Origin of the sequence: Aeromicrobium phragmitis (assembly GCF_003674095.1) — a bacterium.
GTDB lineage: Bacteria > Actinomycetota > Actinomycetes > Propionibacteriales > Nocardioidaceae > Aeromicrobium > Aeromicrobium phragmitis.
In genome coordinates this window covers 62,115-72,977 of sequence record NZ_RDBF01000003.1, presented here as the reverse complement: position 1 = coordinate 72,977, position 10,863 = coordinate 62,115, and the positions used below count along the sequence as shown (strand labels likewise).

Below are 10,863 nucleotides of genomic sequence, written 5' to 3'. Positions count from 1 at the left end.
TCGCCGCCGGGCGTGTCAGCGCTTGCGGGGGCGGTCCCGCTCGATGCGTAGCGCCCGTAGCGTCGTCGCAAGCGCGTCGTAGTGACCCACGAGCATGACGAACTCGATGAGTTCGCGTTCGGTGTAGTAGGACGCCAGCTCGGCCCAGGTGGCGTCGCTCAGGTCCTTGGTGGTGACGAGTTCCTCGGTGCCCGCGAGCAGCGCACGATGCCGTGGCGCCCACTGCGACGAGCGCGGATCGCTGCCGATCAGCTCGAGCTGCCGGTCGGTGATCCCGGCGCGCCGGCCCAGCCGGCGGTGGTGGTCGAGCTCGTAGGCGGACTCGCGCAGCGCCGCAACGCGAAGGATGACCAGCTCGGTCTCGAACCGCTCGAGCCGGCCGAACGGCATCATGGTTGCCGACTGATGCAGCCATCCGCGAAAGAGGCCTCGCGCGCGGCCGAGGGTGCTGAACACGTGGGCATCCTGGACTCCCGCGACGCGCGAGAGCAGGCGCGCGATCCCCCAGTTCAGGAGACCGAGCTGCCGGCGGCGGCCCGGTGCGATGCGCGGCGTCATCGGCTCGTCGAGGTCGGTTGGTCCGTGGTCAGCCCCGCGTTCTCCTCGCGGGCGATACGCAGCGCCTCGGGCAAGGTGCGCCGGGCATAGGTCTCCATCACCGGTTGGACGAGCGCGCGCAGCGGGAGCACCGCTCCCACCCAGGCCGGAGCCACGATCCGGCGCGAGCGGCGTGCAATGCCCCGCTCCACCCGGTCGATCGCCGGCTCCAGCGGCGATGCACCCGACAACGAGCCCTGCGCGCCGAGTGCTGCCGCCGCTCGCGTCGAGAACCCCCGCGAGGTCATGTCGGTGTCCAGCTCGGCGAAGTAGGCGACCCCGACCCGCGCCCCCGTGTGTCGCAGTTCGCTGCGCAGCGTGTTCCCCAGCGCCTCGACGCCGGCCTTCGATGCCGAATACGCGCCGAGCAGCGGCAGATGGACCGCCGCCGCGGCTGAGGAGATCGCCAGCGCGTAGCCACGTTCGTGAGCGATGTGGGGGCCGGCGGCGCGCAGGGTGTAATACGTGCCGAGCAGATTCACCTGAATCGTGCGCTCCATGATGCGCGGGTCGCCGCCGACGAGCGGCAGCTGACCGGCCACGCCCGCGTTCGCGACGACGATGTCCAGCCCGCCCAGCGCCCGGGCCGCGTCGTCGACGGAGGCCGACACCTCGTCAGCGTGCGCGATCTCGCATCGTTGCCACATGGCCGCGCCGACCGTGTCCGCCACCTGCTCCAGGAGTTCGGGCTCCAGCCCGGTCAACGCCAGCTCCGCGCCGCGGCGAGCGAGTCGGGTCGCGAGAGCGGCGCCGATGCCGCGCGCGGCGCCGGTGATGAGGACGCGCCGACCCGCGAGGTCCTCAGCAGGTCTCCTCGGCATCGTGCCTCCCACGCGGTTGCAGCGGTGATCTCGTCACGCTAACAGCACCGATGCGCGCTGGCAGCCGAATGCGGTGAACCGCTCCCCTTACAGCGCGCGAATCTCGTCGACGAGCCACGTGCCCTGCGAACGCTCCATCGTCATGACGACGCGATTGCCGAGTACGGCGGGTTCCTCCTCGGCGCCGGCGATGAGCCGCACCTGGTCGACGAACACCAGCACCTGGACGCGATCGAGCGAACAGTCGTCACCGCACGGCACCGCGCCGGCGTCCTGCACCTGGGCCTGTACCTCGAACTCGCGTTGCGGGGCGATGTCGCGCAGCCCCGGCGCCACCTTGTCGAACTCGGACTGGAAGTCCGGCGTCATGAGCGCCTTCGCGTTCTCCTCGTGCTCGTCGAGCGCGTCGTGGCTGAAGGTGAAGATCGTCTCGGCGGCCTCGCCGGCGGCGCGAGAGGCCTGCCGGTTCGCCGCCTCGAGCCCCTGCTCTCCCCCACCGCGCAGTTCCCACAGTCCCCAACCGCTCAGCGCCACGCCCGCGGCCAGCGCGAGCACTGCCACCAGGACGCGCCACGACGGCAGGTTCGCCGGGCGCCGGAGCCGCGTGCTCTCGTCCGCGGCGGCGGGGGCGGCCGCGGACGAGTCCGGCGCGGCAGCTTGCGTCTTCGGGTCCACGACGGGCCGGCGCAGGGGTCGCGCGGGGCGGGCCACCGGACGAGGTCGTGGCGGAGCGGGGCGCTGCTCGGCGCTGCTCTCCTGCACGCGCGGTACCGACTCCCCCGCGATCCGGCGGCGGCGCGGCTTGCGCTGATCCTTCTGGCTCACTCCGGACCTCCCTCGTCGGTGGCGCCGGCGCCACCCTGCGGCACGGCGCTGGCCTCCACCGAGGCCACGCTCTCGAAGTTCTCGACCTTCCAGTCGTCGCCGTCCTTGACCAGATTCAGCTTCCAGCGGAAGTGACGCTGGACCCCGGCATCCTCGGTGTCGGTGTTGCGGATCGTCGCGTCGACGGCGACCAGCGTCTGGGCCGAGTCCTCGTCCAGGGTGGCGACGGCCGTGGAGAGGACCTCGGCGTCCCCACTGCTCTGCTGCTTCTCCTCGAGCGCACCGAAGATGGCGTCGATGACGCTGAACGCCTGCTCGCGGTACTCGTCGGTCAGCAGACCCTCGAGCCGGCTCTTGTAGTCCTCGACGTCGGCGACGTCGTAGGTGTTGTAAGCGACGGCGAAGTCGTTACTCACGCGGACGACCTGCTGCGCCTCCGCGGGTTCACTCGCACCGGCGATGCGGTCGCCGGATGCGATGAGCACGGCTCCGACCACGGCCAGCACGACGCCCACGACCGTCGCCCAGAGGGTCCATCGCTGTCGATGCTCCGCCTCCGTCACTGTGCCGCCACGTCGAGCAGCATCCATCCCCAGTCCTTCCCTTCCTCCGTCGCCGCAGGCACCTCCGTGCGGGGAGCGTACTCCGTCTTGGCCGCCTGCCGGGCGATGTCGTTCTCGGGCAATCGGCAGTCGATCGTCGTGTCGAACTCGCGACGCTCGACGTCAGCCGGGTTGCGCCGATCACGATAGCCAGAGCCGGGGCCGTGCTCGTAGTAGCTGCAGGTGTGCGGTGTCGGCGTGAGCACGAGCCCGAAGTTGGCGTCGTACTCGCCCTCCTCGTCGCTCGGCGAGACGACGGAGAAGGTGCCTTGGAGCAGATAGGGATACAGGATGAGGATCGACTGCAGGCCGATCTTGCCCTCGAGCAGCGGCTCGCCGGCCACCGCGAGGTTGTCGAGCAGTGCCGTGAGGTCCTCGGCGTTCTCGTTCACGACCTCGTCGAGGGTCTGCGCCGTGGGAGCACCGTTGTCGACGACGGCGCGCAGGTCCGGGTCGGCTTCGCGCAGCGTGTCGCTGAACAGGGCGAGATTCTCCGCGAAGGTCGCGATCTCGCTGCGCTTGTCGACCTGCGTCTGCAGCACCGTTCCGGACTTGCGGATCAGGTCCCGTGTGACGTCGATGTTGACGTGCGCCTCCTCGATGAACGACGTCGATGTGTCGAGGATCGTCTCGAGGTCGCGACCCGTGCCCTCGAAGGCCTGCCCCATCTCGGACACGACCGTGCTGAGACTCCCGGTGTCGATCGACGCGACGAGTTCGTTGGTGTTGATGAGGAGCGTCGTCGTCTCGATCGGGACTTCGGTGTGCCGCCGGGTGATGACGTCACCGGCCCGCAGATACGGCTCGCCGTCGCTTTGCGGCCGCAGGTCCACGTACTGCTCGCCGATCGCGGACTTGTTCGCCACGACGGCCTGGGCGTCACGCGGGATGTCGGGCGCGTCGTTCTCGATCGCCAGCACGATGTCGACCCCGTCGTCAGTGAAGTCGACCTCGTCCACGCGTCCGATCTTGATGCCGCGGTACGTCACCTCGGCGCCCTCGAAGATGCCTCCCGACGCGCTCAGCTGCGCACGCACCTCGTAGGTCCGGTCGAAGACGAGCCGGTCGATCTGGGCATATCGACCACCGACGATGGTGCCGCCGACGAGGGTCACGATGGCGAAGATCAACAGCTGGATCTTGGTCAGGCGAGTGATCACGGCGCGGTCACCACCTCGGTGAAGAGGGAGTCGAGGTCGCTGTCGGCTGCGGCCGCCGACGCTGGCGCCGTCCGGCACGAACCGAACCAGCAGAACGGGTTGAGCCACTCACGCAGCCCGCCCGACTTCTCCTCGGCCTGCTGCGTGGGGGTGGGCGAGGGCCTCGGCAGCCGCGGCTGCTCGCCCGGCCCGGGTTCCCCGCCCGGCTCGGGCACCAGCTCGTCGCCAGGCAACGCGTTCTCTCCGCCGGGAGGCAGGAGCCCCTCGACGAGGCCGAGCAGCTTCTCGGACGTCTCGTTGCCGGTCAGCGGCGTCTCCGGGGCGAGGTTGGCCAGCTCAGGGAGCGTGTCGAGACCGAAGCCCTCGAACAGCTGCTGCAGCTGCGCGGCGCTGATCTCCAACTTCATCGAGAGGTTGCCGTAGTCGCCCGTGCACACGCCGGTGTTGGCAGCGCGGTTCTGATTGCTGCACCGTCCGGCGGCACCCTCGACCGTGCCACCCACGAACTGATCGCTGAACGGGAACGTCAACAGCAGCTCCGAGGCCTGAGCGACGCTGTCGCCCGCCTCGACGAGGTTGGCGAGGATCGGTTCGAGGTGCTGCAACGACGCCACCGTGTCGGCCTTGGAGTCGCGGATCACGTGGGTCGCGGTGTCCCCGAGCCGATCGAGCGCCTGCAGCAGACCCACGATGTCCGCGCGCTGGCTCTCCAGCACCTCGAGCGCCTCGGGAAGCTCGTCGAGCGCCCCGGTGATGGCGTCGCGCTGCGCGTTCGTCTCGCGCGCGAGCCGGTCGACCTTCTCGAGCGCGGTCAGGATCTGGTCGGAGTTCGCATCGAGTTGTCCGATGAAATCGGTGGTGACGGCGATGAGATCGCGGACCTCGGCGTCCTTGTCACCCAGCGCGAGGTTGAGCTCCTTCACGATCGTGTTGGTCTTCTCCAGCGCGCCGCCGTTGAACAACAGCGAGGCGGCCGAGAGGACTTCCTCGACCTCGGGATTGCGGCCGGACCGGTCGAGGCCGATCACGTCGCCGTCGCCCAGCTGACCGCTCCCGCCCTCTGCCGGTGCGGCCAGCGACACGAACTTCTCGCCGAGCAGGTTCGTCTGGCGAATCGTGGCCTCGGCGTTGTCGGGGAGTTCCACGTCGTCGTGGATCAGCAGAGTGACCCGAGCGTTCCAGCCGTCGAGCTCGACATCGGTGACTCGGCCGACGGCGACGTCGTTGACGCGGACGGCGCTGTGCGGCACGAGATCGAGCACGTCGCGGAACTCGACCGTGACCTCGTACGGGTCAGAGCCCACGTCGGCTCCCCCGGGGAGCGGGAGGTCGTAGGGCGAGAAGCTGCACCCCGCGAGCAGCGCCGCGCCGGCGGCGGCCACCGTGGTCGTGGTGACGAGGCGGTTCACTGGGGCACCTCCATCAACTCGGCCAGCGAGCCGGCCCGCCGGTCGGTGGTCGGAGCCGGGCTCGTCACGGCTCCCGGAGCGGTGCGCGGGGCGGCGTCCGGCGAGCCGGCAGCGAGCAGGTCGGTCAGCGTCTTGCACAGACCGTTGTCGGACTCGCTCTCGTCGAGCAGGTTGCACAGCAGGCCGGCCGGGTCCTTGAATCCGCCGAGCAACAGCTCCTCGAAGCCGGCCCGGTTGTCGAGCGTGCCGTACTGGCCGTTGTAGGTCAGCGCGACGTTCGACAACACGGTGGGCGCATTGATCAACAGCTCCTCGAACTCGCCTTGACGCTTGCGCAGCACCTCCGACAGCGAGGTGATCTTGTCGACGTTGGTCCGCAGGACGTCGCGGTTCTCGGTGACCAGCGTGTTCACATCGGTGAGCGCGACGCTCAGCGCCTCGAGCGTGGCGGCGAGGTCGTCGCGCTCGGCCTCCAATACGCGCGACACCTCGGCGGTGCTGTCGTTGAACGCGCGGACGGTGGCGTCGTTGCGATTGAGCACCTCCACGAACTCCTCCACCTCGCGCACGCTGCCGAAGAGTTCCTCGGAGTTGGCGTCGAGGGTCGTCGACAGCTTGCTGAAGTTGCGGATCGTCTCGTTGACCTGCGCTCCCTGACCGTCCAGCTGACCGGCGAGGCTGTCGACGAGGCTGCTCAACGAGCCGTCCTCGTTCGCGCCCTCGGGACCGAGCGCGACCGCGAGGTCGTTGATAGACGAGTACACCTCGTCCAGCTCGACCGGCACCGCCGTGCGCTCGACGCCGATCGTGGCGCCGTCCTCGAGCGCCGGGCCGCCCGTGTACGCGGGGGCGAACTGCACGTACCGGTCCCCGACGATCGCCGGGGAGATCACCGCGGCCTGGACATCGCGCGGCAGGTCGTAGTCGCCGTCGTAGGAGATCGTGGCGGTGACCGTCTCGCCCTTCGGCTCGAGCTTCTCGATCCTGCCGATCGCGACGCCGAGGACCTTGACGTCCGATCCTTCGTACACCGCGGTCGTGCGGGTGAACTCGACCGTCACGGTCTTGTCCGTGTCGCGCGCGATCCAGGCGATCGCCGCCGCGGCGACGAGGGCGAGGACCACGACCACCACGACGAGCTTGGAGACGCCGGCCAGGCGCATGGCGAGTGCTTCACGCATCAGTTGGCACCTCCCAGGGCGTTGCGCAGTTGATGGGCGATGCCGAGATTCGGCGGCATGTTGCCGAGGTACACGTCGAACCAGGGGCCCGTGCCGAGAGCGTTCGCGTACACGTTGTAGAACCCGGGCAGGACGCGCAGCGCCTCATCCAGGCTCGCCTCGTGCTGGTGCAGCATCTCGGTGACCGCGTCGAGCTGATCGAGAGCCGGGCGCAGATCGGCGCGGGTCTCGTCCACGAGCGCGGACAGCTCGGTCGAGAGGTCGGTCGCGGCCACGAGCAACTGGTGGATCGAATCGCGCCGCGCCGCCACCGCCGAGAACAGGGTGTTGGCGTCCTCGAACAACGTCACGAGCTCCTCGTCGCGGGCGTTCAACACTCCCGTGACCTTCTTGATGTTCTGCAGCAGCGTGTTGATCTGCTCGTCGCGCGCTGCGAGATTGCGGGAAAGGTCCGAGACGCCCTGCAGTGCCGCCTGGAACTCCTCGGGCACGGCCGTGGCCACGTCGTTGAGCGTTCCGAGCGCCATGGAGATCTGCTCCACGTCGAGCTCATCGGTGGTGGTGCTGAGGTCGGAGAACGCCTCGACCACGTCGTACGGCGGTACGGTGCGCTCCACCGGGATCGTGGCACCCTTCTCCAGCTCCTGTTCCCCGTCGGGCACGAGGGCGAGGTACTGCGCGCCGAGCAGCGTGCGGATGCGGATCTCGGCCTTCGTCTGGTCGCCGAGTTCCGTGCCCTTGTCGAGCGTGAACGAGACCTTGACCTTGTCACCGTCGAGTTCGATGCCGTCGACATTGCCGACCGAGACCCCGGCCACCCGGACCTCCGCGTCGTCGGACAGCGACCCGACCTCGGCGAACTCGGCGACATACGTGTCGCCGCCGCCGATGATCGGCAGCCGGTCGGCGCGGAACGCCGCAAGGAGCAGCAGGGCGATCACGGCGAAGCTGAAGATCCCGATGACCGTGTGGTTGCGTTCGCGGAACGGCTTCATGATTCACACCTCGCTCCCCCGGCACCGAGGCCCTCGTCGCCGCCGAGCTTGAGCGGGATCTCCTCGGTGATCCCCAGCAACGGAATGGCCGGCAGGATCAGCTGACCCTTGAGCTCGCACAGGTAGAAGTTGAAGTAGCTGCCCGACGACGCGGCGTTGCCGAGCGCCTCGGCCTTGTGCGGCAGGATCTGGATGGACGTCGACAGCTTGGTGAGGTTCTCGTCCTTGCTGAGGTTGGCAGTGAGCGCGTTGAGCTGGCGGATGTCCTCGGCCAGGGCGGGCCGGCCTTGTTCGAGCAGATCGGCGGTCTCGACCGAGAGTGCCGAGATGGAGTCGATCGAGTCGAGGATCGCGTCGCGGTCCTCGGCCAGCCCGGAGACGAACTGCTGCAGCGTGTCGATCGTGCGGGTGAGCTCCTGATCACGGCTGCCGATCATGTCGAGCGTCGTGCTGAGGTTGACGATGACGTCGCCGATCAGCTCGTCGCGGTCGGCGAGCGTGGAGGTCAGCGAGGCGGTCCGCGCGAGCAGGGTCTCCACGTTGCCGCTCTCGCCCTGGAACGTGCGGACGATCTCGTACGCGAGCTGATTCGTGTCCTCGGGAGAGAGCGCCTGGAAGACCGGTTTGAAGCCGTTCAGCAGGACGTTGAGGTCGAGCGCCTCGTTGGTACGGTCCGTGTCGATCGTGGCGCCGGGCTCCAGCGGCGCGCCGGCACCGTCGGCGCCTTGCGTCAGCGCGATGTAGCGCTGGCCCACGAGGTTGCGGAACTTGATCGTCACATGCGTGTTCTCGGTCAGCGGGACGTCCTCGTCCACCGCGAAGGTGATCTGCGCCTTGTCGGTGTCGACGACCTCGACGCTCTTGACGCTCCCCACATGCACGCCGGCGATCCGCACCTCGTCGCCCTTCGCGACGCCCGTCGCATCCTCGAACAGCGCCGTGTACTCGTCGCGCTGGTCGAAGAAGGTGGCGCCGAGGGTGAGCATGAGCACCCAGGTCGTCGCCGCGGTGAACGCGAGGAAGACGGCGAGCTTGGAAGCCGCCCACCACGAGGCCCTATCGAGCTTCACTGACCGTCACCTCCGATCCGCGCAGGAGCGGGCTCACGAGCAGCGGCGCCAGATCCGGCATGGCCGCAGCCTCCTGGCCGGTGCTCGCCGCCAGCAGATTCTTGATCGCCGAGCGCTGCTGGGGCGTGTCCGTCGTGACGCTGGGACGCACGGCGTCCTGCAGCGCCGACGCTCCCGGCGCGACGCGCTCGAAGTCCTCGTCCGCGCCGAACTTGTTGTGCGAGCGCATGATGCCGACCAGTTCGTACACCTCCGGCGCGACGGAGAACGGGTTCTCGTGCGGGTAGGGATTATTGCCGGCGACGACCTCGTCCAGCGCGAGGCAGGTCGGCTGCGCGGCCGGCTCGCTGTCGAGGACCTGCTGTGACACGCGGGCGTTCTCGTCCGGCCCGTACGCGGTCGGTTGGTTGGCCAGCGGGAGGAGCTTGAGGTTGATGTGCACCGTGTTGTCGCGGAAGACCGAGTCCAACAGCGGGTCCGCCGCTGCCATCGCGTCGAGGAAGCAGGGGAACGTGCCCGAGTAACGATCCACGACCTCCAGGACGGGTCGCGACTGTGCCGGGACCTTGCGCAGGTTCTCGCCGTTCACGTCGACGAAGTCGGACAGCGTTCCGGACAGGGCCGTGCCCTCCTGATAGAAGGCCAGCAGCTGCGACTCCTTGGCCACGACCGTGTTTCCGGTGAAGACGGCGTTCTCCAGCAGTCGGCCCACCTCGGGCATCGCGTCGGCGTACACGTCGGAGACCTCGCCCAGCGCGGTGAGGTCGTCGATGAGCTGCGGGACCTCCGGTGACAACTCCCGCAAGTAGTCGCGCGCCGTCACCAGCGTCTCCCCGAGCTTCTCGCCACGGCCCTCGAGGGCCTGTGAGACCGCCGACAACGTGTAGGCGACATCTTGCGGTTCGACGGCGGTGAGCAAGGGGTAGAGGTCGTTGAGCACCTCCTCGACCTCGATCGGCACCTCGGCGCGGGTGATGACCGAGCCGGCTCGCAAGGTCTCCCCGGACGGCTGCTCCGGCGGTACGAGCGACACGAACTTCTCGCCGAACAGCGTCTTGGGCACGATCTGGCCCGTGACGCCCTCGGGAATCCGATCGACGTAGTCGGGATCGAGCGCCAAGGACAGCTTGACGCCGTCGCCCTCGGTCTGGATGTCGCGGACCTCACCGACGATCATGCCGCGCAGTTTGACGTCGGCGTTGCTCGGCAGGCTCGCTCCCGCGGTACTCGCGTACAGCGTCACGGGCACCGAGGAGGTGAACTGCTTGGTGAAGAACGCGTAGGTCACCCAGACCGCGAAGACGACCAGGCCGATGAACCCGATGCCGAGCAAGCGGATGACCGGGGTGCGTTCGAGAACAGGAATGCGTGCCATGTCAACCAGCCAGCCTTACCGTGACGTTCGTGCCCCAGATCGCCATCGAGGCCAGCAGGTCGACGGCGGTGATGGCGACGATCGAGGTGCGCACCGCACGGCCGACGGCCACACCGACGCCGGCGGGTCCGCCGGAGGCGTAGTAGCCGTAATAGCAGTGGATGAGAATCACCACGACCGCGAAGATCAGCACCTTGGCGAAGGACCACAGGACGTCGCCCGGCGGCAGGAACGTCATGAAGTAGTGGTCGTACGTGCCCTGGCTCTGACCGAAGATCTGGGTGAGCGTGAGCCGGGTCGCGAAGTACGAGGACAGCAACCCGACGATGTACAGCGGCACCACCGCGATGAGTCCGGCCACCACGCGGGTGGTGACGAGGTACGGCAGCGAGGCGATGGCCATGACCTCCAGCGCGTCGACCTCCTCGCTGATCCGCATGGCGCCGAGCTGAGCGGTGAAACCACATCCGACGGTGGCCGCCAGGGCGATCCCGGCGACGATCGGCGCGATCTCGCGGGTGTTGAAGTAGGCCGAGACGAAGCCGGTCAACGGAGCGGTACCGAGCTGATCGAGGGCGGCGAACGATTGGATGCCGACCTCGGTGCCGGTGAAGAACGTCATGGCGGTGATGACACCGACGGTGCCGCCGATGACGGCCAGCGAGCCGGACCCGAGCGTCACCTCGGCGAGCAACCGGATGATCTCCTTGCCGTAGTTGGCGATGGCCCGCGGGATCGAGATGATGACCCGCAGGTAGAAGAGCATCTGCCGACCGAGCAGGTCGAGCATGCTCATCGGCTGCTCGTAGAGGGAGGAGAGGCGCGCCA

The 10,863-nt window shown here is 68.6% G+C and carries 11 protein-coding genes; all 11 read right to left on the bottom strand.

Translation table 11 applies throughout. From position 1 onward, the window contains the following. Positions 1-15 precede the first annotated feature (15 nt). Positions 16-558 (bottom strand): carboxymuconolactone decarboxylase family protein, encoded by a 543-nt coding sequence (locus D9V41_RS05020; protein ID WP_121793447.1) that lies wholly within the window; start codon positions 556-558, stop codon positions 16-18. After that, the gene (locus D9V41_RS05015) at positions 555-1,418 is read right to left on the bottom strand and encodes an SDR family NAD(P)-dependent oxidoreductase (RefSeq protein ID WP_121793726.1); all 864 of its coding nucleotides are present in this window, start codon (positions 1,416-1,418) and stop codon (positions 555-557) included. Before D9V41_RS05015 ends, D9V41_RS05020 begins: the two co-directional genes overlap by 4 nt. An 87-nt stretch (positions 1,419-1,505) precedes the next feature. Then, complete coding sequence (locus tag D9V41_RS05010) at positions 1,506-2,243, bottom strand: hypothetical protein (protein WP_121793446.1); 738 nt, start codon at positions 2,241-2,243, stop codon at positions 1,506-1,508. Continuing rightward, positions 2,240-2,833, bottom strand: a complete 594-nt coding sequence (locus D9V41_RS05005) for a hypothetical protein (protein ID WP_133434115.1) — start codon at positions 2,831-2,833, stop codon at positions 2,240-2,242. The genes D9V41_RS05010 and D9V41_RS05005 overlap by 4 nt, the downstream gene beginning before the upstream one ends. Beyond that, positions 2,803-4,005 (bottom strand): MCE family protein, encoded by a 1,203-nt coding sequence (locus D9V41_RS05000; RefSeq protein ID WP_166375924.1) that lies wholly within the window; start codon positions 4,003-4,005, stop codon positions 2,803-2,805. Before D9V41_RS05000 ends, D9V41_RS05005 begins: the two co-directional genes overlap by 31 nt. Continuing rightward, positions 4,002-5,414: an MCE family protein gene (locus D9V41_RS04995; protein WP_166375923.1), complete on the bottom strand. Its 1,413-nt coding sequence runs from the start codon at positions 5,412-5,414 to the stop codon at positions 4,002-4,004. Before D9V41_RS04995 ends, D9V41_RS05000 begins: the two co-directional genes overlap by 4 nt. Then, the gene (locus tag D9V41_RS04990) at positions 5,411-6,595 is read right to left on the bottom strand and encodes an MCE family protein (RefSeq protein ID WP_121793443.1); all 1,185 of its coding nucleotides are present in this window, start codon (positions 6,593-6,595) and stop codon (positions 5,411-5,413) included. Before D9V41_RS04990 ends, D9V41_RS04995 begins: the two co-directional genes overlap by 4 nt. Continuing rightward, positions 6,595-7,590, bottom strand: a complete 996-nt coding sequence (locus tag D9V41_RS04985; protein ID WP_121793442.1) for an MCE family protein — start codon at positions 7,588-7,590, stop codon at positions 6,595-6,597. Before D9V41_RS04985 ends, D9V41_RS04990 begins: the two co-directional genes overlap by 1 nt. Then, complete coding sequence (locus D9V41_RS04980; protein WP_243697158.1) at positions 7,587-8,660, bottom strand: MCE family protein; 1,074 nt, start codon at positions 8,658-8,660, stop codon at positions 7,587-7,589. The genes D9V41_RS04985 and D9V41_RS04980 overlap by 4 nt, the downstream gene beginning before the upstream one ends. Beyond that, the gene (locus D9V41_RS04975; RefSeq protein ID WP_121793441.1) at positions 8,647-10,035 is read right to left on the bottom strand and encodes an MCE family protein; all 1,389 of its coding nucleotides are present in this window, start codon (positions 10,033-10,035) and stop codon (positions 8,647-8,649) included. Before D9V41_RS04975 ends, D9V41_RS04980 begins: the two co-directional genes overlap by 14 nt. Before the next feature lies 1 nt (position 10,036). Beyond that, a complete protein-coding gene (locus tag D9V41_RS04970; protein WP_341770306.1) occupies positions 10,037-10,831 on the bottom strand; it encodes an MlaE family ABC transporter permease in 795 nt (264 codons plus the stop codon). Positions 10,832-10,863: the final 32 nt, after the last annotated feature.

Coding starts and splice junctions, on each gene's coding strand:
- D9V41_RS05020 (WP_121793447.1), bottom strand. CDS start 558: ATGACGCCGCGCATCGCACCGGGCCGCCGCCGGCAGCTCGGTCTCCTG.
- D9V41_RS05015 (WP_121793726.1), bottom strand. CDS start 1,418: ATGCCGAGGAGACCTGCTGAGGACCTCGCGGGTCGGCGCGTCCTCATC.
- D9V41_RS05005 (WP_133434115.1), bottom strand. CDS start 2,833: ATGGATGCTGCTCGACGTGGCGGCACAGTGACGGAGGCGGAGCATCGA.
- D9V41_RS04990 (WP_121793443.1), bottom strand. CDS start 6,595: ATGCGTGAAGCACTCGCCATGCGCCTGGCCGGCGTCTCCAAGCTCGTC.
- D9V41_RS04985 (WP_121793442.1), bottom strand. CDS start 7,590: ATGAAGCCGTTCCGCGAACGCAACCACACGGTCATCGGGATCTTCAGC.
- D9V41_RS04975 (WP_121793441.1), bottom strand. CDS start 10,035: ATGGCACGCATTCCTGTTCTCGAACGCACCCCGGTCATCCGCTTGCTC.
- D9V41_RS04970 (WP_341770306.1), bottom strand. CDS start 10,831: ATGAGCATGCTCGACCTGCTCGGTCGGCAGATGCTCTTCTACCTGCGG.